The 18,618-nt window shown below is 68.4% G+C and carries 20 protein-coding genes; 4 read left to right on the top strand and 16 right to left on the bottom strand.

The features are described 5' to 3' along the window. Positions 1-47: 47 nt before the first annotated feature. The 14 genes from A37E_RS0120430 to nagZ form a co-directional block, all read right to left on the bottom strand. Positions 48-938: a phytoene/squalene synthase family protein gene (locus A37E_RS0120430; protein WP_029558319.1), complete on the bottom strand. Its 891-nt coding sequence runs from the start codon at positions 936-938 to the stop codon at positions 48-50. A gap of 3 nt (positions 939-941) precedes the next feature. Next, positions 942-1,322 (bottom strand): Mth938-like domain-containing protein, encoded by a 381-nt coding sequence (locus tag A37E_RS0120425; RefSeq protein WP_029558318.1) that lies wholly within the window; start codon positions 1,320-1,322, stop codon positions 942-944. Positions 1,323-1,331: 9 nt separating this feature from the next. Then, entirely contained in the window at positions 1,332-2,426 is a 1,095-nt protein-coding gene (secF, locus tag A37E_RS0120420; protein ID WP_029558317.1) for a protein translocase subunit SecF, read from the bottom strand. 13 nt (positions 2,427-2,439) lie between these two features. Next, the gene (secD, locus tag A37E_RS0120415; RefSeq protein WP_029558316.1) at positions 2,440-4,047 is read right to left on the bottom strand and encodes a protein translocase subunit SecD; all 1,608 of its coding nucleotides are present in this window, start codon (positions 4,045-4,047) and stop codon (positions 2,440-2,442) included. 38 nt (positions 4,048-4,085) lie between these two features. After that, positions 4,086-4,436 (bottom strand): preprotein translocase subunit YajC, encoded by a 351-nt coding sequence (yajC, locus tag A37E_RS0120410; protein ID WP_024279263.1) that lies wholly within the window; start codon positions 4,434-4,436, stop codon positions 4,086-4,088. 154 nt (positions 4,437-4,590) lie between these two features. Continuing rightward, positions 4,591-5,358 carry a 5'/3'-nucleotidase SurE gene (gene surE / locus A37E_RS0120405; RefSeq protein ID WP_029558315.1) on the bottom strand — a complete coding sequence of 256 codons (768 nt, stop codon included), beginning with the start codon at positions 5,356-5,358 and terminating at the stop codon, positions 4,591-4,593. A 190-nt stretch (positions 5,359-5,548) separates the two neighbouring features. After that, the gene (gene serS / locus A37E_RS0120400; protein ID WP_029558314.1) at positions 5,549-7,051 is read right to left on the bottom strand and encodes a serine--tRNA ligase; all 1,503 of its coding nucleotides are present in this window, start codon (positions 7,049-7,051) and stop codon (positions 5,549-5,551) included. Positions 7,052-7,263: 212 nt separating this feature from the next. Continuing rightward, complete coding sequence (gene tatC, locus A37E_RS0120395; protein ID WP_029558313.1) at positions 7,264-8,073, bottom strand: twin-arginine translocase subunit TatC; 810 nt, start codon at positions 8,071-8,073, stop codon at positions 7,264-7,266. Next, complete coding sequence (tatB, locus tag A37E_RS0120390; protein ID WP_051679219.1) at positions 8,073-8,582, bottom strand: Sec-independent protein translocase protein TatB; 510 nt, start codon at positions 8,580-8,582, stop codon at positions 8,073-8,075. Before tatB ends, tatC begins: the two co-directional genes overlap by 1 nt. A 60-nt stretch (positions 8,583-8,642) precedes the next feature. Further along, positions 8,643-8,879: a twin-arginine translocase TatA/TatE family subunit gene (locus A37E_RS0120385; RefSeq protein ID WP_029558311.1), complete on the bottom strand. Its 237-nt coding sequence runs from the start codon at positions 8,877-8,879 to the stop codon at positions 8,643-8,645. A gap of 67 nt (positions 8,880-8,946) precedes the next feature. After that, a complete protein-coding gene (locus tag A37E_RS0120380; protein ID WP_245279391.1) occupies positions 8,947-10,071 on the bottom strand; it encodes an ABC transporter ATP-binding protein in 1,125 nt (374 codons plus the stop codon). After that, a complete protein-coding gene (gene scpB, locus A37E_RS0120375; protein ID WP_029558309.1) occupies positions 10,055-10,798 on the bottom strand; it encodes an SMC-Scp complex subunit ScpB in 744 nt (247 codons plus the stop codon). The genes A37E_RS0120380 and scpB overlap by 17 nt, the downstream gene beginning before the upstream one ends. After that, the gene (locus A37E_RS0120370; RefSeq protein WP_029558308.1) at positions 10,795-11,619 is read right to left on the bottom strand and encodes a ScpA family protein; all 825 of its coding nucleotides are present in this window, start codon (positions 11,617-11,619) and stop codon (positions 10,795-10,797) included. The genes scpB and A37E_RS0120370 overlap by 4 nt, the downstream gene beginning before the upstream one ends. Before the next feature lie 48 nt (positions 11,620-11,667). Next, positions 11,668-12,681: a beta-N-acetylhexosaminidase gene (gene nagZ, locus A37E_RS0120365; protein WP_029558307.1), complete on the bottom strand. Its 1,014-nt coding sequence runs from the start codon at positions 12,679-12,681 to the stop codon at positions 11,668-11,670. 142 nt (positions 12,682-12,823) lie between these two features. On the opposite strand from nagZ, the gene A37E_RS0120360 reads away from it, so the two are divergent. The 3 genes from A37E_RS0120360 (at position 12,824) to A37E_RS0120350 (ending at position 14,981) form a co-directional block, all read left to right on the top strand. After that, positions 12,824-13,210 (top strand): YciI family protein, encoded by a 387-nt coding sequence (locus A37E_RS0120360; RefSeq protein WP_029558306.1) that lies wholly within the window; start codon positions 12,824-12,826, stop codon positions 13,208-13,210. Beyond that, positions 13,207-14,460, top strand: coding sequence for an RNA polymerase sigma factor (locus tag A37E_RS0120355; RefSeq protein WP_029558305.1), 1,254 nt, complete (start codon positions 13,207-13,209; stop codon positions 14,458-14,460). The genes A37E_RS0120360 and A37E_RS0120355 overlap by 4 nt, the downstream gene beginning before the upstream one ends. Positions 14,461-14,543: 83 nt before the next feature. Then, positions 14,544-14,981, top strand: a complete 438-nt coding sequence (locus A37E_RS0120350; protein ID WP_051679218.1) for a VOC family protein — start codon at positions 14,544-14,546, stop codon at positions 14,979-14,981. An 18-nt stretch (positions 14,982-14,999) separates the two neighbouring features. Here A37E_RS0120350 and A37E_RS0120345 read toward each other — a convergent pair whose 3' ends face one another. Beyond that, complete coding sequence (locus A37E_RS0120345) at positions 15,000-16,955, bottom strand: ABC transporter ATP-binding protein/permease (protein WP_029558303.1); 1,956 nt, start codon at positions 16,953-16,955, stop codon at positions 15,000-15,002. Between the two features lie 6 nt (positions 16,956-16,961). After that, entirely contained in the window at positions 16,962-17,339 is a 378-nt protein-coding gene (locus tag A37E_RS0120340) for a metalloregulator ArsR/SmtB family transcription factor (protein ID WP_029558302.1), read from the bottom strand. Positions 17,340-17,488: 149 nt separating this feature from the next. Here A37E_RS0120340 and A37E_RS0120335 point away from each other — a divergent pair, with 149 nt between their 5' ends. Continuing rightward, on the top strand, positions 17,489-18,097 hold the full coding sequence (locus A37E_RS0120335) for a TIGR00730 family Rossman fold protein (RefSeq protein ID WP_029558301.1): 609 nt from the start codon (positions 17,489-17,491) through the stop codon (positions 18,095-18,097). Positions 18,098-18,618 lie beyond the last annotated feature (521 nt).

The raw sequence follows: 18,618 nt of genomic DNA, 5'->3' as shown, positions 1-18,618 counted from the left end.
CGGCGGCGTGGATGCCCCGGATGAACCGGGGCATGACAGCGCAAGCCTCAGAACCAGATGCGTCCGCGCACGGCCTGCTGGGCGGCCCACCACATGGCGAACTGACGGCGGAAGGGGGAGAGGCCGGCGGGCTGGCGGAACGGGTCGCGCACCCTGGCCAACGCCTTGAGATCACCGGCCACCAGCGCCAGCGGCAGGAAAGGTGCGGCGATGGAGGTGGCGGCATAGGTCTGCCCGGCCGCCTCGCGGGCTTCCCACAAATGGCGGGCCGCCGTCTCCCGCAAGTCCGCCAGCGCCGCCAGCAGGCCCGGCGTGACCGAGCCCGACACCGCCTCCTCCCGACCCACGCCATGGCGGGCGAGGACATCCAGCGGGATGTAGCATTGCCCGCGCGCGGCATGGATGGGGAAAGCGCGCATCAGGCCAGTCATGGCGATGGCGACGCCGCCGTGCCCCGCAAGGTCGCCGGAGCGACCCACGTCCGGCAGCAGAATCAAGGCCGAGAGCTGGAGCAGCGCCGAGGCGGTCTCGCCGGCATAGCCTTCGAGATCGCCGACAGTGGGCATGGGATCATCATACAGGTCGAAGACCCGCGCATCGGCCATGGCGATCAGGCTTTGGCGCGGCAGGCGGAAGCGCGCGATGGTGTCGATGAGCGCGGCGGCAATGGGATGCCCGGCCACATCGCCCCTGCCCTCCCCCTCGATCACCTCCCGCCACCAGGCGAGTCGCACCTCGCCGGGCAGCGCCTCGCGCACCACCTCACGCACCCGGGCGACATCCAGATTGTAGGCGTAGAGGGCGAGCAGGTGCTTGCGCTTGTCCTGCGGGGCGAACAAGGCGGCGAGGAAGCGGTCGCGATCCTGCGCCTGCACCTGTGTGGCGCAATAGGCATAGGCTTCGTCGAGCGCCTTGTCGTCGAGCGCCGGGTTTTCCATGGCTCAGACCGCGATCAGCGCCGCACCGACCCGCCGGCCCTCGGCGAGGAGCACGTTGTAGGTGGCGGCGGCGGAGGGCGTGGGCATCAGCTCGAACCGGATGCCGGCCTCGCGCAGGATCTGCTTGAGCGGCTCCTTGAGGTGCGCCGGGTCCTTGCCCGTGCCGATGAGGAGCAGCTCGACGGCCCCGGCATCCACCACCACGGGCGCGAGCGAAGCGGCATCGATCTCGGCCACGCGCACCGGCGCCCAGCCGCGGATGCCGGACGGCAGCGCGAGGATGGAGCCGGCATGGGACATGCCGGCGAAGTGGAAGAAGGTGTCGCCATAACCGTCGATGGCGACCTGCCGCGGCAGGAAGGGCGCGCCGTCCGGGGCGGCCACGTCCGCGCCTCAGGCCTTGGCCGGACGCGCGGGACCGGCCTTGCCGTTGGGCTTTCCGTTCTTGCCCTTGCCGCTCTTGGACGACACACCGGTCGCAGGCGCGGCCTCGGGCGGGACTCCGGCAGCGGCGTCCTTCGCCTCCAGCTTCACCAGCTCGTCCAGCTCCTTCACTTCCGGATCCGCCGCGTCCTTGGTGGGGAGGCTGACCGTGGAGGCACGCAGGCCGAGATGGATGAGGATCGGGGCGGCGACGAAGATGGTGGAATAGGTGCCGATCACCACACCCACCGTCATCGCCAGCGAGAAGCCGCGCAGCACCTCGCCGCCGAAGAAATAGAGCGCGAGGGTGGCGAAGAAGGTGGTGGTGGAGACGATGATGGTTCGCGAGAAGGTCGCGTTCACCGCGATGTCGAGCAGCTCGGGCAGCGGCAGCTTCTTGTAGCGGCGCAGCATCTCGCGGATGCGGTCGTACACCACCACCGTGTCGTTGAGCGAATAGCCCATGATGGTGAGGATAGCGGCAATGGACGTGAGGTCGAAATCCACGCCGAACGCCGAATAGATCATCAGCGTGACGAAGATATCGTGCAGCGTCGTCACGATGGCGCCGACGGCGAACTGCCACTCGAAGCGGAACCACAGATAGGCGAGCACCGCTACCGCGCCGAGCACCAGCGCGAGGATGGACTGACGCACCAGCTCGCCGGACACGCTCGGGCCGACCGTCTCGACGCGCCGGACCGTGTAATCGGTGCCGAGCACGCCGTTCACCTTGGCGAGGATGGCCTGCTGGGCCTCGTCCGTGGTGCCGAAGGCGCCGATGCGGATCAGCACGTCCCGCGGCGAGCCGAACTCCTGGATCTGCACGTCGCCCACGTCGAGGTCGGTCAGGTGCTCGCGCAGCGCGCCGATGTCGGCCTGCTGCTGGCTGGTCTGCGCCTCGATGAGCGTGCCGCCCTTGAAGTCGATGCCGAGGTTGAAGCCGTGGATGGCGAACAACAGGCACGCAACGATGGACAGCGCCGCGGAGAACGGGAACGTCCAGTGCCGCAGGCGCATGAAGTGGATGTTGGTCTGCGCCGGGATGTAATCGATCAATGGCATGTGCGGCGCACCTTCAGATGGGCAGCTTCGCCGGCCGCCGCCACTTCACCCAATAGGCGATCATGAGCCGCGTCAGGGTGTAGGCGGTGAACATGGTGGTCAGAAGGCCGAGGATGTAGGTGACGGCAAAGCCGCGCACCGGACCCGACCCGCCCATGAGGAACAGGATGACCGCCGTGGCGAGCGAGGTGATGTTGGCGTCGAGGATGGTGCCCAGCGCGTTCACGAAGCCCTTGTCGATGGCCGAGATGGCCGACCGGCCTTCCCGCGCCTCGTCGCGCATGCGCTCGAAGATGACGACGTTGGAGTCCACCGCCATGCCGATGGTGAGCACGACGCCGGCGATGCCCGGAAGGGTCAGCGTGGCGCCGAGCACCGACTGGAGCGAGAACATCAGGATGATGTGCACGGCCAGAGCGATGAGCGCGAACAGGCCGAACAGACCGTACACGGCGAGCATGAACACGGTGACCAGGCCGCCGGCCACATAGGCCGCGGTCTTGCCCGCGTGGATCGAGTCGGCGCCGAGGCTCGGGCCGACCGTGCGCTCCTCCACCACCTTCAGCGGGGCCGGCAGGGCGCCGGCGCGCAGCAGGATGGCGAGATCGTTGGCCTGCTGCACGGTGAACGCGCCGGAAATCTGGCCAGCGCCGCCGAGAATCGGCTCGCGGATCACCGGGGCGGAGATCACCTGATTGTCGAGCACGATGGCGAACGGCCGGCCGACCGCTTCCTGCGAGACGGTGGCGAAGCGCTTGGCGCCATTGTTGTTGAAGCGGAAGGAGACGATGGGCTCGCGCGAGTTCTGGTCGAAGCCCGGCTGGGCATCCACCAGATCCTCGCCGGAGACGCGGACCTGCTTTTCCACCAGATAGGGCTGGCCGTCCTGGCCCTTCAGCACTTCCGATTCCGGCGGCGCGCGGCCTTCCAGCGCCTGCTGCGGCGACATGGACTGGTCCACCATGCGGAAGGACAGCTTGGCGGTCTGGCCGAGCAGGTTCTTCAGGCGCTGGGGGTCCTGCAGGCCGGGCACCTGCACCAGGATGCGGTCGAGGCCCTGGCGCTGGATGTTGGGCTCCACCGTGCCGAGCTGGTCGATACGGCGGCGGATGATCTCGATGGACTGCTCCACCGCCGAGCGCATCTTGGCGGAGAGGCCGGCGTCGGTCAGTTGCAGCGTTACGACGCCATCGGCGCCGGACGAGACGGTCATGTCCATCTCGCCGGAAGAATTGCCGAACAGCGCGTTGGTCACGGGCGCGGCGAGCTTCTTCAGCTCGGTGACGGCCTTCTGCGTGTCGTTGGGGTCACGCAGGCGGAGCGTCACGCTGGTGTCGCGCAGCGCGAGGTTCGAATAGCCGATCTTCTGGTCCCGCAGCACGCGGCGCACTTCGTCGCGCAACTGCTCGGTGCGTTCCTTGCGGAGCGCCGGCCCGTCCACCTCGAGGAGGATGTGCGAGCCGCCCTGCAGGTCGAGGCCCAGCGTGACCCGGCTCGACGCCAGCCACGACGGCAGGCGGTCGAGCATGCCCGGGGAGAGCACGTTGGGCAGCGCGAACAGGAACCCGATGGCGATGGTGATGAGGATCGCCGCGGTCTTGAGACGGGAGAAGTGCAGCATGTCGCGCGCGGTCTTTCAGAAAGCGTGAGGCGGCCGGATCAACCGGCCGAGGCCTCGTCCTTGGCCGGTTCGCCCTTGGCGCGGACGGTGACGATCTGCGAGCGCATCTGCCGGATGCGGACGTTGTCCGCGATCTGCAGCTCGACCTCCTCGCCGCCCTCGATCACCTTGGTCACCTTGCCGACCAGACCACCGCCGGTGACGACCACGTCGCCGCGGCGCAGGGAGTTGACCATCTCCTGATGCACCTTGGCCCGCTTCTGCTGCGGCCGCAGGATCAGGAAGTACATGACCACGAAGATCAGCAGGAACGGGGCGAGCTGAATGAGCATGTCAGCCCCGCCGCCGGCTCCCGTGGCGCCTTGGGCGAAAGCGGGCGTGATGAACATCTCGATCCTCGTTCGTCTGTGAAGGGAATCCGCATTCCGCCGGGGTCCGGCGAAGCGGCGGGACTATAGCTGCCGCCCCGTCGAATGCAAACGCGGGGCCTCTTGGTTCACGCAGCTGTTGAAAAGGCAGGGCGGGCTGCCGCCTCCCCGCCCCCTACTTCCCGTCGAACAGCAGCGCGAGGCGGGTCATCCAGGGCTCGTCGGTCTGGTCGAGGCGCAGCGGCGTGACCGAGATGCGACCTTCGTCCAGCGCGCGCAGGTCCGTGCCGGGGGAGGTCTCGTAGATGCGGCGCTCGAAGGCGATCCAGTAATAGGGGTTGTTGCGGCCATCGCGGCGCTCGTCGATGCGCATCAGGCGCTGGTCGCGCTTGCCCTGGGCGGTGGCGGCGATGCCGGTGATCTCCTCCGGCGCGCGGTCCGGGAAGTTCACGTTCATGACGATGCCGGGGGGAATGCCCTCGTCCAGCAGCATCTGGATGATGCGCGGCGCGTGGGTCTCGGCGGTGACGAAATTCGGATTTTCCCGCGTGCGCATCCCGAAGGCCTGAGACAGCGCGATGGAGGGAATGCCGAGGATCGTCCCCTCGATGGCGCCGGCGACGGTACCGGAATAGCTCACGTCCTCGGCGATGTTCTGGCCGCGATTGACGCCGGAGAGCACGAGGTCGGGGGGATTGTCGATGAGAAGATGCCGCACCGCCATGATGACGCAATCGGTGGGCGTGCCCTTCACCGCATAGCGCCGCTCCTCCACCTGCCGCAGCCGCAGCGGATCGGAGAGGGAGAGCGAATGGGCGACGCCCGACTGGTCGAACTCCGGCGCCACCACCCACACGTCGTCCGTGAAGGTGCGCGCGATGGCCGCGCAGCTGTCGAGGCCCGGCGCGTGGATGCCGTCGTCATTGGTGACCAGAATGCGCATGGCGTGTTCCTTTGGCCGGCACTGTCGGCTCTCGCCGTTCCCGGGCCGTCATCCCCCGGCTCGTCCGGGGGATCCACGGTTAGGCCGGGAGCCGATATGCCGAGATCGCTCCGGCGGCGGGGTGGATGCCCCGGACAAGCCGGGGCATGACAACGTCATGGGGCGGAGACGGCCCTGAAGGCCCCTGCCCCTACTTCAGCTTCTCGATCATCTGCAGCCCGCCCATATAGGGCAGCAGCGCGTCCGGCACGGCCACGGAGCCGTTCTCCTGCTGGTACGTCTCCAGCACCGCGACAAGGGCGCGGCCGACCGCCACACCCGAGCCGTTGAGCGTATGGACGTAGCGCGGGCCTTTCCCCTCCGCCGGGCGGTAGCGGGCATTCATGCGCCGGGCCTGGAAATCGCCGCAGACGGAGCAGGAGGAGATTTCGCGATAGGCGTTCTGCCCCGGCAGCCAGACCTCGATGTCGTAGGTCTTCTGCGAGGCGAAGCCCATGTCGCCGGTGCAAAGCGTAACCACGCGATAGGCGAGGTCCAGCTTCTTCAGCACCGCCTCGGCGCAGGCGAGCATGCGCTCGTGCTCCTCGGCGGACTTCTCCGGCGTGGTGATGGAGACCAGCTCCACCTTGGTGAACTGGTGCTGACGGATCATCCCCCTTGTATCCCGCCCCGCCGCGCCGGCCTCGGCCCGGAAGCAGGGCGTGCAGGCGGTGAGGCGCATGGGCAGCTCTTCCTCGGAGAGGATGGACTCGCGCACGAGGTTGGTCAGCGGGACTTCAGCGGTGGGGATGAGCCAGCGAGAATTGTATTCAATGGAGGCATTGTCGAAATCCGGCTTCAGCTTGAATGCGACATACTTCCAAAATGCCGCAGAGCGTTCTGCAGGATTGGTTGGTGGCTCACCGAGATCTGCGTAATTCCAATGAGTTTCTGCAGTCCAGGTCTCAACATCCGCCGGCCACAGTGCAGTGCGAAGCTCTGCTAGTTCAGCTTCGTTCGTCGCGCGGAACTGATCATCTTTAAATTTCGGCAATTGCGCCGTGCCAAACATCGCTTCATCCCGCACCATCAACGGCGGGTTGACCTCCATGTACCCATGCTCCCCCGTATGCACATCGAGGAAGAACTGCCCTAGCGCCCGCTCAAGCCGCGCCAGCGGACCCTTGTTCACCACGAAGCGCGCGCCGGAGAGTTTGGCGGCGGTTTCGAAATCCATCTGGCCGAGGCCTTCGCCCACCTCGAAATGCTGCTTCGGGGGGAAGCTGTAGGTGCGGGGCGTACCGAAGCTGCTCCTCTCCACGTTGTCGTGCTCGTCGGCGCCCTGCGGCACCTCGGCGAGGGGGGCGTTGGGGATGGCGGCGAGTTCGCCGTTCAGCTCCGCCTCGATGCTTTTGGCTTCCGCCTCCAGCGCCGGCACGTCTTCCTTCAGCTTGGCCACCTCGGCCATGAGGGCCGAAGCTGTGGCCTCGTCCTTCTTCGCCTTCGCCTGCCCGATCTCCTTGGAGGCGGCGTTGCGGCGGGCGAGCAGGGTTTCCAGCTTGGTCAGCGTCTCGCGGCGCCGGGTGTCGAGGTCGAGGAGCTTGGCGACGAGGGCTTCCGCTGCCGCCTTGGCCTCAGGGGAATTGTTGCCACGGCGCGCCAGCGCGTCGATGAGGCCGGCCGGTTCCTCGCGGATCCATTTGATGTCGTGCATGGCAAGCTCCGCCTCATGAAGGCGGGACGGCCCCCTCACCACCGTCATGCCCGGCCTTGTGCCGGGCATCCACGTCGGGCCGACAGCGCCAGCGTCCGGCGACCGCGCCCGGCGGCGCGGTGGATGCCCCGGACAAGCCGGGGCATGACGGCGTTTAGGGGAGAGAACCCGTCCGCGCCCAAGAATTCCAACAATCCGGGAAGGCCCCGCCGTCAGTCCGCTGTCGCGGCGTCGGCTGCGTTGCGCGCCGCTTCCGCTATCAGCCGACGCTTCTCGACGACGCCCACCAGATAGACGGACACCTCGTAGAGAAGCAGCGTCGGCAGGGCAAGGGAGAGCTGGCTGATGACATCCGGCGGGGTCAGCACCGCGGCGAGCACGAACACGCCGACGATGGCATAGCGCCGCGCCTTCACCAGCATATCCCGCGTCACCACGCCGATCTGCCCGAGCAGGGTGAGGATGACCGGAAGCTGGAAGCAGATGCCGAAGGCCAGAATCAGCGTCGTGATCAGCGAAAGGTATTCGGAGACCCGCGGCAGCAGGGAAATCTCGGCCTTCCCGTCGCCACCCACCTGCTGCATGCCGAGGAAGTAGGTCATGGCCAGCGGCATGGCGACGAAATAGACGAAGGCTGCGCCAATAAGGAAGCAGATGGGCGTGGCGACGAGATAGGGCCGGAACGCCGCCTTCTCGTGCTTGTAGAGCCCAGGCGCCACGAACATGTAGACCTGCGTCGCCACCACCGGGAAGGAGATGAAGGCGGCGCCGAACATGCCGAGCTTGATCTGGGTGAACAAAAACTCCTGAGGTGCCGTGTAGATGAGCTTCACCCCGGTGCCGAAGCCGGAGGCGAATTCATAGGGCCACAACAGGATGTTGTAGATCTGCTTCGCCAGCATGAAGCAGGCGATGAAGGCCACGAGGAACGCCACCAGCGACTTGATGAGGCGCGAACGCAGCTCGATCAGGTGCTCGATGAGCGGGGCCTTGGAGGCGTCGATCTCGTCCTGATCGCTCATCACGCGCTCTTGGTCTCGCCCGCGGCGGGCAGGCTCTCGGGAGCCGGCTCAACGGCTACGGCAGGCGGCACAACCGGCGCGGGGGGCACGGCGGCCTCCACCGAGCGGCGGATTTCGGCGCGGATGGCGGCCATGGGGTCGGGCAGTTCCACGGGTGGGGGCAGGTCCGGCAATGCCACCGGGGTCGCGGGCGCCGGCGGGGTCGGGTTCGCGCCCTCCACCGTGGAGCGAATCTCCTCGCGGATGGAGCGCAGCGGATCGAACATGTCGGAGGTCGCGAGGGTAGAGCGGGCGGTCTCGGTGACGTCGCTGATTTCCTTGCGCATGTCGGCAAGGTCCGCCTCGCGCAGCGCCTCCTGGAACTGCCCCTGGAACTCGCCGGCCATGCGGCGCAGCTTCGTGACGGTGCGTCCCACGGTGCGCAGCACCGTAGGCAGCTCCTTGGGACCGATGACAATCAGCGCGACAATGCCGATCAGCATCAGCTCGGACCAGCCGATATCGAACATGAGCCCGTCTGTCCGGCGGTGGTGCCGCCGCCCTCTTCAAGAGTTAGAGGCAGAGGTCCGTCAGACGGGCTTCTTCTCGGCTTCGGGGGCGCTCGACGTCTGGTGCGGCAGCGGGCGCGGCGCCTCGGGAGCGGCCGGAGGAGCCTTCGCCGGCTCGTCGTCGTCGGCCATGCCCTTCTTGAAGGACTTGATGCCCTTCGCCACGTCGCCCATCAGATCGGAGATCTTGCCGCGACCGAACAGGAGGAGCACCACGGCCAGCACCACGATCCAGTGCCAGATGCTCATCGAACCCATCTAACCATCCTCCAAGGATATTCTTTGTGCCCCAGCGGCAGGCCGCAGAGCCATTCGGACGGCGACACTAGGCTCCGCCCGCGGCGAAAACAAGGACTTCACCGGGATCGACCAGAAGCCCCGTCTCGTCGCCCTTCTTCACGTTTCCCGCGTCCCGGAGGCGCAGCACCAGCGGGCGCTCCAGCCCGTCCGCGATCACTTCCACGAGATCAAGCTCGCCCAGAAAGCGCCGCTCAAGCACCCGCCCCGGCACGCCGCGCCCGGCCGGCGCGAGCGCAATGCCCTGCGGCCGGATGGCAACGATGGCCGGTCCCTCGGGCAGTCCTGGCGCCGCGAACCCGCCGATGGGCGTGTCCGCCATGCCGCCGACGATTCTGGCCTCGATCTCGTTCAGCTCGCAGAAGAATCGCGCCACACCGAGGTCCGCCGGGTGACGGTAGAGTTCGGCAGGCGCGCCGAGTTGCACCAGTTCGCCCTTGCGCAGCAAGGCGATGCGGTCAGCGAGGCGCATCGCCTCCTCGGGATCGTGGGTGACGATGATGACCGTCGCCCTGGCCTCGCGCAGCACCGCGAGCGTGTCCGCCCGCACCTGGTCGCGCAGGCGACGATCGAGGCCGGAGAAGGGCTCGTCGAGCAGCAGGATGCCCGGCCGCGGCGCCATGGCGCGGGCCAGCGCCACGCGCTGCTGCTGTCCGCCGGACAATTCGTGGGGATAAACATCGGCGAGGTCGGCGAGATCCACCCGCGCCAGCGCCAGCCGCGCCTCCCGCATCGCCTCGGTGCGTTTCAGGCCGTTGAGGCCGAACATCACGTTCTCAAGGTTGGTGAGGTGCGGGAACAGGGCATAGTCCTGGAACACCAGCCCCACCCCGCGCCGCTCGGGCGGCACGAACGCCCCCTGCCCCGCCACCACCTCGCCGTCGATGAGGATTCGGCCCGCGTCCGGCTGCTCGATGCCCGCCGCGAGGCGCAGCAGCGAGGTCTTGCCGCAGCCGGACTGGCCGAGCAGGCACAGCACCTCCCCCGGCTCCACCGCGAGGCTCACCCCGCGCACGGCGGCGACGTCGCCATAAGCGAGTTCAACGGCCTCGAAGGAGAGGCCCTTGGCGAAGGCGGCAGGGGTGCGGCTGCGGGTCATGCCCAGGGTCTCGATCTCGTCAGCCAGAACCGCCTCCTCACGCGTCGCCATCATCTTCGGGCGCGGCCGCGCCCGGCTCCTCGTCCTCCGGCGGGGGCGAGAGGTGGAAATCCAGCATGTCCGGCTCCAGCGCTTCCTCGTCCTCGCGCAGGCCCGGATCGTCGGACGGCAGCGGAATGGCGAAGCCGGCGGGGATGCGTCCGTCGATGAGGCCGGCGCCCTTCAGTTCGTCGAGCCCCGGCAGATCCTGCACCGCATCGAGACCGAACTGGACGAGGAAGGCCGGTGTCGTGCCATAGGTTACGGGCCGGCCCGGCGCCTTGCGGCGGCCGCGCAGGCGCACCCATCCGGTCTCCAGCAGCACGTCCAGCGTGCCCTTGGAGGTGGAGACGCCGCGAATCTCCTCGATTTCGGCGCGCGTGACGGGCTGGTGGTAGGCGACGATGGCCAGCACTTCGATGGCCGCACGCGAGAGCTTGCGCGCCTCCGGCACCGGGCCGGCGACCACGCGGGCGAGGTCCGGCGCCGTGCGCAGCATCCAACCGCCGGCGGCCCGCACGATGTTGACGCCGCGCCGGGCGTAATCGGCAGTCAGGGCCTCCATCAGAGCGGCAATGTCGGCGTCGGCGGAGAGGTGTGGCTTCATGGCCTTGGCGTCCACCGGCAGCGGCGAGGTGAACAGCAACGCCTCGATGGCCCTCAGATCGCGCGCGAAGGCATAGGCGCGCTCGTCCTCCGGACGCACGTCGAACAGGTCGATGCGCGGGACGGGACGGGTCATCTCTCCTCTCCGGGCGCCGCATCGGGCGCGTCGAACGGCAGCAGCGGCTCCGGCTCCACCGCGGGTCGCGGACGCAGCCACAGGGGAGCGAAGGGGGCATCCTGGCGGATATCCAGCATCCCCTCCCGCACCATCTCCAGGCTGGCCGAGAAGCTCGACGCGAGCGCAGTCGCCCGCTGCTCGGGCGTCGTCATGTAATCTAGCAGGAATTGGTCCAGCCGCATCCATTCGCCCACCACCTCCGCCCCGAGCAGCCGCTCCAGCCGGGCGCGGGCCTCGGCGAGCGACCAGACGGTGCGGGTCTTGAGCGTGACGTGGGACAGCGCCTTGGTCTGGCGCTGGCGGGCATAGGCGGAGAGCAGGTCGTAGGTGGTGGCCGTATAAACCGTGTAGAGCGGCTCTTTGGACGGCGGCGGCAGGGCGCGAGCGAAGGCGTCGCGACCCATCTGCGGGCGCGCCATCAATTGCGCGGCGGCGCGGCGGATGCGCTCCAGATGCCTCAGGCGCCGGGCGAAGGCGGCGGCCATCTCCTCCGCGCTCGGCCCCTCCTCCTGTGGCGGAGCCGGCAGCAGCAGGCGCGATTTCAGGTAGGCGAGCCACGCCGCCATCACCAGATAGTCGGCGGCCAGCTCCAGCCGGCCGCGCCGGGCCTCCTCGATGAAGGCGAGGTACTGGTCGGCAAGGGCGAGGATCGAGATCCTGGAGAGATCGACCTTCTGCGTCCGCGCCAGAGCGAGGAGCAGGTCGAGCGGCCCCTCGAACCCGTCCACGTCCACCACGAACGTCTCGTCGGACGTGGCCGGAGCACGATCGGTACCGATCTCGAAGGCGTCCGGACCGGACTCGCCTGAGGTCGGCCCCGTCACGGGTCAGCCCACCATCTTGAGCTGAGCCGCCACGACGGTACGCAATTCCTTCGCATCCACCGGATCAGGCGTCACCCGCAGGGCCAGCGCCTTGGCGGCACGGGCATAGGCCTCGCCGGTCAGCACGGGCGCGGAGGCGGCCACCTTCTCCATCTCCTCCATCTTGCCGTTGCAGTGGAGGAGCATGTCGCAGCCCGCCGCCAGCGCATCGCGGCCACGGGTTTCCATGGTACCGGCGAGCGCGCCCATGGAGAGATCGTCGCTCATCAGCATGCCGTCGAAGCCGATGGAGCCGCGCACCACCTCGGACAGCACCACCGGCGAGGTGGTGGCGGGGCGGTCCGGGTCGATGTCGGCATAGACCACATGGGCGGTCATGCCGAGGGGCAGGTCAGACAGGTCGCGGAAAGCGGCGAAGTCCATGCCCTCCAGCTCGCCCCGCTTGGCGGTAACGACGGGCAGCTTCTCGTGGCTGTCCACTGGCGCGCGACCATGGCCGGGGATGTGCTTCAGCACGGGCAGCACGCCGCCTTCCATCAGTCCCACCGCCGCCGCCCGCGCCAGCGCCGCCACCGCGATGGGCTCGGTGCCGTAGGCGCGATTGCCGATGATGCCGTGGCCATCGGGATGGCGCAGGTCCGCGCAGGGCAGGCAGTCCACGTCGATGCCGAGGGCGTAGAGGTCCGCCGCGATGGCCCGCGAATTGAGCCGCACCGCCTCCAGCGCCGCTGTCGGATCGCAGAGGTACAGGTTGCCGAACGCCTCGGCGGGGGGATCGTCGGTCCAGTGCGGCGGGCGCAGGCGCTGCACGCGGCCGCCTTCCTGGTCGATGAGCACCGGCGCCACCCAGCCCACCGCCTCGCGCAGGTCGGCGACCAGCGCGCGCACCTGGTCGGGGTCCGCCACGTTGCGGGCGAACAGGATGAAGCCCCAGGGCTCCGCATCCCGGAAGAAGCTGCGCTCGGTGGCCGAAAGGTTCGGGCCGGCACAGCCGGCGATGAAGGCGCGCGAGGTCATGTGTCCGGCCTATAAGCGGGCATCGGCGCCGTCAAGCGCGCGTGCAGCTCAGCTCTCGCCTGTCCCCGCGCAGATTTTGCCCCGCTTTGTCGGCCGTGGTCATACTCGTGCGTCCTCGTCGTGATGCCAGGGAGCCCCAGCCATGATGTACGCCATCCTCTGCTACCATGAAGAAGACGTGGTCTGTTCCTGGAGCCAGGAGCAGGACGACGCCGTGATGGCCAAGATCGCGGCGGTGCAGGAACGGCTCACCAAGGCCGGAAAGATGGGCGCATCGCTCCGCCTCCTGCCGACCACCGCCGCCACCACCCTGCGCAAGACGCAGGAGGGGCCCCTCGTCATCGACGGCCCCTTCGCCGAGACCAAGGAGCAGTTGCTGGGGTTCTACCTCGTGGATGCCGCCGACCTCGACGACGTGCTCGCCATCGCCCGGGACCTCGCGACGGTCAATCCCGGCGGCACCTATGAGATTCGCCCGGTTCGCGCCTTCTTCCCCGACCAGCGCACGGACCAGAAGACCGGCACATGACCACTTCCGCCCTCACCGACCCGGACTGGATCAACGGCACCCTCACCGCCGCCCGGCCGCAGGCGGTGGCCGCGCTGCTGCGCTATTTTCGTGATCTCGACACCGCAGAGGAGGCGTTTCAGGAAGCCTGCCTGCGCGCGCTGCGCACCTGGCCGGTGAATGGCCCGCCGCGCGATCCCGCCGCCTGGCTCATCCTCGTCGGCCGCAACGCCGCCCTCGACGGCGTGCGCAAGCGGGCGAAGCACGATCCCCTGCCCCCGGACGACCAGCTCTCCGACCTCGACGACGCCGAGGCGCCGCTGGCCGAGCGGCTGGACAATTCCCACTATCGCGACGACGTGCTGCGCCTGCTCTTCATCTGCTGCCATCCGGAACTGCCGGCGACGCAGCAGATCGCGCTTGCCCTGCGCATCGTCTCCGGCCTCACGGTGAAGGAGATTGCCCGCGCCTTCCTCGTCAGCGAAGCGGCCATGGAGCAGCGCATCACGCGCGCCAAGGGCCGCATCGCCCGCGCCGACGTGCCGTTCGAGGCCCCCGGCCCGGTGGAGCGCGCCGAGCGGCTGGGGACGGTGGCGGCCATGGTCTATCTCGTCTTCAACGAAGGCTATTCGGCCGGCGGCGAGCCCAGCCGCGCGGGGCTGTGCGACGACGCCATCCGCCTCGGCCGGCTGCTGCTGCGCCTCTTCCCCACCGAGCCGGAGATCATGGGGCTGGTGGCTCTTATGCTGCTCCAGCACGCCCGCGCCGCCGCCCGCTTCGATGCGGATGGCCGGGCCATCCTGCTCGACCGGCAGGACCGCTCGAAATGGGACCGCGAGCGCATCGCCGAAGGGCTGGCGCTCATCGACAAGGCCATGCGCCACCGCCGCCCCGGCGCCTACCAGATCCAGGCGGCCGTCGCCGGCCTCCACGCCCGCGCGGCGACGCCGGAGGAGACCGACTGGGCGCAGATCGACACGCTCTATGCGGCGCTCGAATTCCTCCAGCCATCCCCGGTGGTGACGCTCAACCGGGCGGTGGCGGTGAGCAAGGTGAAGGGCGCGGAGGCGGCGCTCGCCATGATCGAGCCCTTGGCGCCGCAGCTCTCCGGCTATTTCCATTTCTTTGGTGCCCGCGGCGCCTTCCTGCTGGAGCTGGGCCGCCATCAGGAGGCGCGCAGCGCCTTCGATAGGGCCATCGCGCTGGCCAACACCCCGGCCGAGGCGGAGCACATCCGCGCGCAGATCGATCTCATCCAGTCACAGGCCTGAGGAAAAATGCGGGCAGGCTGTCGGGATCGGCGCCGCCCACCCGTCATCACAACAGGCGCGCTCCGGCGCCGGAGGAGGAACGCATGTCCGACACTGCCGAGACCACCATGCCGTCCATCGATCCCGCCGCCATGCCCCCGGTGAAGGGCGGCGTCACAGCCTATCTGACGGTAGAGGGCGCCATGAAGGCCGCCGATTTCTACCGCAAGGCGCTGGGGGCCGAACTCGCCTTCGCCATGCCGCCGGACGAGAGCGGACGCACCATGCACGTCCATCTCTACATCAACGGCTCGTCGGTGATGTTGGCCGATCCCTATCCGGAATACTGCTCCGGCCCCGTGGAAAAGCTCGGCGGCTTCAACCTCTCGCTCCATGTGGGCGACACGGATGCCGCCTTCGCCCGCGCGGTGGAAGCCGGCGCGACGCCGGTGATGCCGCCGGAAGACATGTTCTGGGGTGCCCGCTATGCGCAGGTGCGCGACCCGTTCGGCGTGCTCTGGGCCTTCAACCAGCCGCGCTGAGGGTGAGGGAGGCGCGGCTCAGCCCACCGCGCTCACCCGCTCCTCGTCCATGCCCTCCTCGTCGGGATGGCGGGCGGGGAGTATCTCCAGCGCCTCCTCGGCCTGCGCACGGGCGAGGACCGCGGCGGCGTCCTCCGCCTCCCGCTGGCGGTTCCACAGGGCAGCATAAAGCCCGCCCTTGGCCAACAGCTCCGCATGGCAGCCACGCTCGGCCACCTTGCCGTCGGCGAGGACGAGGATCTCGTCCGCGCTCACCACGGTCGACAGGCGGTGGGCGATGACCAGCGTGGTGCGCCCCTCGGACACGCGGTCGAGCGCGTCCTGGATTTCCTTCTCGGTGTGGCTGTCCAGCGCCGAGGTTGCCTCGTCCAGCACCAGGATGGGCGGCGCCTTCAGCAGCGTGCGGGCGATGGCCACGCGCTGCTTCTCGCCGCCGGAGAGCTTCAGGCCCCGCTCCCCCACCTCGGTCTTGAAGCCCTTGGGCGTGGCGCGGATGAAGCCGTCGATGCGGGCAAGGCGCGCGGCCTCCTCCACCTCGGCCTCGCTCGCCGCCGGGCGGCCGTAGCGGATGTTGTAGGCGATGGTGTCGTTGAACAGCACCGTGTCCTGCGGGACCATGCCGATGGCGGCGCGCAGGCTCTCCTGCGAGATGTCCCTGAGATCCTGCCCATCGATGGTGATGCGGCCGCCGGAGACATCGTAGAAGCGGAACAGCAGGCGCGAGAGCGTGGACTTGCCCGCGCCCGAAGGCCCGACGATGGCCACCGTGCGCCCCGCCGGCACCTCGAAGGTGATGCCCTTCAGGATTTCCCGGCCGGCATCATAGGAAAAGCGCACATCCTCGAACCGCACCGTGCCGCCGGAGACCACAAGGTCCGGCGCGCCGGGACGGTCGGTGACTTCCGGAGCCACCTGCAGCACAGCGAACATGGCCTCGATATCGACGATGGCCTGCTTGATCTCGCGATAGATGAAGCCGAGGAAATTCAACGGGATGTAGAACTGGATCATCATGGCGTTGACCATGACGAAGGAGCCTACCGTCTGCCGCCCGGCGCGGATGTCCAGCACGCACATCACCATCACCGCCGCGAGGCCGATGGAGAAGATGAGCGCCTGCCCGGCGTTCAGCCACGCCAGCGAGGTATAGGTGTTCACCGTCGCCTTCTCGTAGCGCGCCATGGAGCGGTCGTAGCGGGCCGTCTCCCAGCGCTCAGCGCCGAAGTACTTCACCGTCTCGTAGTTGAGCAGGCTGTCGATGGCCTTGGTGTTGGCGTCGGTGTCGCTCTCGTTCATCTCCTTGCGGATGGCGAGGCGCCACTCGCTGGCGACATAGGTGAACAGGGAATAGAGCACCACCGTCGCCGAGACGACCGCCACATACCGCCAGTCGAACGCGAACAGCAGCACGCCGAGCACCATCACCAATTCGACGATGGTCGGCGCCAGTTGCAGCGCCAGCATGCGCACGATGGTCTCGATGCCCGAGCGCGCCCGCTCCAGAACGCGCGTCAGCCCGCCCGTCTTGCGCTCCAGATGGAAGCGCAGGGACAAGGCGTGCATGTGCTCGAACGTCTCCATGGCGAGCCGGCGCACGGCATTGAGCGCCACCTTGGCGAACAGACCGTCGCGCAGCTGTGTGACGCCGGCCATGAGGATGCGCCCGAGCCCGTAGGCCAGCGTCAGCGCCACCGGGGCACCGATGACGAGGGCCCAGAAGCCCACGTCCGGCGTCGCGGCCTTGCCGGCGGCCACCTCGGCGGTGAGGGCGTCGGTCGCCCATTTGAACAGGAAGGGCACCGCCATGGTGGCGCCCTTTGAGGCGAACAGCAGGACGAAGGTGACCACGACGCGCGCGCGCAGGTCCGCCCGGTCGGCCGGCCACAGATAGGGCCACAGGCCGCGCAGGGTGGAGAACATGGCGTCGGAGGAAACGGCGGCCCGCCGGGCTGCGGGCTTCTTGGATTGGGACATGATGGCCTAACTTTGGTCCGGTGCGCCGGGTGCACAGCAGCCCGACGGACGGCGGAGCGCCTTGAACAGCGCATCGATCTCTTCAGCCAGCGCATCGAGCGCCGCCGTGTCGAGGCAGTAGCTGGACCGCTGCCCCTCGGTGCGGCCGCGGATCAGCCCGGCATCGAGGAGAACCTTCAGATGTTGCGAGACGGTGGACTGCGCAAGGGGCAGCGCCTTCACGATCTCGCCGCACACGCACCGCTCCTGCCCCGCCAAAGTCTCCAGCATGGCGAGCCGTGCCGGATGGGCGAGCGCGCGGAGCCTTGCCGCGAGATCGGCCCTTGCGGTGCCGGGTTCATCGGCAGCGGCGGGGTCCGGGGTTGGGAAGGCGGGCACATTCATCGTTTATCGACGATAGACGATGAATGACCATCGAACAAGCTCTTTGCCCCCACTCGCGTCACGCCGCCGTCGCGGGTGCGCACTATTCGCGCTCTATTCGCCCTCGGGCGGCCTGCCCTACCGGCCGCCAAGTTTGGTAAAGTGCGCGCATGGCCAGAATCGACAGCGTCTGTGTGTATTGCGGCTCCGCCACCGGCGGCGATCCGGTGTTTGCCGAAGAAGCCCGGCGTTTCGGGCGCATCCTTGCCGCCGAGGGCGTGCGCCTCGTCTATGGCGGCGGCGGCATCGGGCTGATGGGCGAGGTGGCGAGCGCGGTGGCGCTGGCCGGCGGTACCGTCACCGGCATCATCCCCCGCTTCCTCATGACCCGCGAACGCGCCTTCGCCCACGAGGCGGAGATGATCGTCGTGGAGGACATGCACGAGCGCAAGCGGCTGATGTTCGAGCGGGCGGATGCCTTCGTGGCCCTGCCCGGCGGCGTCGGCACGCTGGAGGAACTGGTGGAGCAGCTCACTTGGGCCCAGCTCGGCCGGCACAAGAAGCCGATCCTCATTCTCAACACGGCGGGCTTCTGGGATCCGTTCGTGACGCTGGTGGATCACATGCGCGGCGCCGGCTTCATCCGCTCGGACACGCCGGTGGAGATGCTCACGGCCGACCGCGCCGAGGACATCCTCCCCCGCCTGCGCTCCGCTGCCGAGAAGGTGCCCGAGCGCGCCCTTCACGCGACAGACGGCACCATCGCCGGCCGCATGTAAGCTCCCGTCGGTCCCGCTGCGCGGTCAGCCGTTGGGCTGATCCAGCGCGGCGATGGCGACCATGACCACGGAGCCGATCAGCATGATTGCGACGACGGTCTGCATCTCCTGAACCCTTGCTGCACTGCGGCAGAAGAAGCGTAGCCTCAGAAGAATAGTTGTTGCACTGCACAACGCGCAGGGCACGGATGTGCCACACGCAAGGCAGCGGTAGCATGGGCGGCGAACCCGGCCTCCGCGGCCGCCCGGCCTCGTTCACGGCTTTCGACCGCCGCGCGCGACCACGCCACGCCGTCCTTGAAGAGGTCAGGCAAGAGGCTGTCGCCCAGAGGTATCGTGGCGCCGCTGTGAGACTCGAGCAGCAAGCCGGAATTGTGCGGCTCAACACCGTCGATGTTTCAGCTTGGAAATCGGCGCCTGGACCAGTGTTGGCGCGAAACGGATCGCTGAGCGTCTTGATCCGCAGCAAGGGATCGACGGCGGTATTGTTGTAAAAGTGGACCGACCATCGGGAACGAGGG

It is taken from the genome of Xanthobacter sp. 91 (assembly GCF_000702385.1).
GTDB classification, from domain to species: Bacteria; Pseudomonadota; Alphaproteobacteria; order Rhizobiales; family Xanthobacteraceae; genus Xanthobacter; species Xanthobacter aminoxidans.
Note: the sequence above shows the minus strand (reverse complement) of the source record. Positions and strands in the feature narration are given on the sequence as shown.

Excerpts from the sequence above, each read along its gene's own strand:
- A37E_RS0120430 (WP_029558319.1), bottom strand. The coding sequence starts at position 938 with ATGGAAAACCCGGCGCTCGACGACAAGGCGCTCGACGAAGCCTATGCC.
- secF (WP_029558317.1), bottom strand. The coding sequence starts at position 2,426 with ATGCCATTGATCGATTACATCCCGGCGCAGACCAACATCCACTTCATG.
- secD (WP_029558316.1), bottom strand. The coding sequence starts at position 4,047 with ATGCTGCACTTCTCCCGTCTCAAGACCGCGGCGATCCTCATCACCATC.
- yajC (WP_024279263.1), bottom strand. The coding sequence starts at position 4,436 with ATGTTCATCACGCCCGCTTTCGCCCAAGGCGCCACGGGAGCCGGCGGC.
- surE (WP_029558315.1), bottom strand. The coding sequence starts at position 5,358 with ATGCGCATTCTGGTCACCAATGACGACGGCATCCACGCGCCGGGCCTC.
- serS (WP_029558314.1), bottom strand. The coding sequence starts at position 7,051 with ATGCACGACATCAAATGGATCCGCGAGGAACCGGCCGGCCTCATCGAC.
- tatC (WP_029558313.1), bottom strand. The coding sequence starts at position 8,073 with ATGAGCGATCAGGACGAGATCGACGCCTCCAAGGCCCCGCTCATCGAG.
- tatB (WP_051679219.1), bottom strand. The coding sequence starts at position 8,582 with ATGTTCGATATCGGCTGGTCCGAGCTGATGCTGATCGGCATTGTCGCG.
- A37E_RS0120385 (WP_029558311.1), bottom strand. The coding sequence starts at position 8,879 with ATGGGTTCGATGAGCATCTGGCACTGGATCGTGGTGCTGGCCGTGGTG.
- A37E_RS0120380 (WP_245279391.1), bottom strand. The coding sequence starts at position 10,071 with ATGATGGCGACGCGTGAGGAGGCGGTTCTGGCTGACGAGATCGAGACC.
- scpB (WP_029558309.1), bottom strand. The coding sequence starts at position 10,798 with ATGACCCGTCCCGTCCCGCGCATCGACCTGTTCGACGTGCGTCCGGAG.
- nagZ (WP_029558307.1), bottom strand. The coding sequence starts at position 12,681 with ATGACCTCGCGCGCCTTCATCGCCGGCTGTGCCGGCCCGAACCTTTCG.
- A37E_RS0120360 (WP_029558306.1), top strand. The coding sequence starts at position 12,824 with ATGATGTACGCCATCCTCTGCTACCATGAAGAAGACGTGGTCTGTTCC.
- A37E_RS0120355 (WP_029558305.1), top strand. The coding sequence starts at position 13,207 with ATGACCACTTCCGCCCTCACCGACCCGGACTGGATCAACGGCACCCTC.
- A37E_RS0120350 (WP_051679218.1), top strand. The coding sequence starts at position 14,544 with ATGTCCGACACTGCCGAGACCACCATGCCGTCCATCGATCCCGCCGCC.
- A37E_RS0120345 (WP_029558303.1), bottom strand. The coding sequence starts at position 16,955 with ATGTCCCAATCCAAGAAGCCCGCAGCCCGGCGGGCCGCCGTTTCCTCC.
- A37E_RS0120340 (WP_029558302.1), bottom strand. The coding sequence starts at position 17,339 with ATGAATGTGCCCGCCTTCCCAACCCCGGACCCCGCCGCTGCCGATGAA.
- A37E_RS0120335 (WP_029558301.1), top strand. The coding sequence starts at position 17,489 with ATGGCCAGAATCGACAGCGTCTGTGTGTATTGCGGCTCCGCCACCGGC.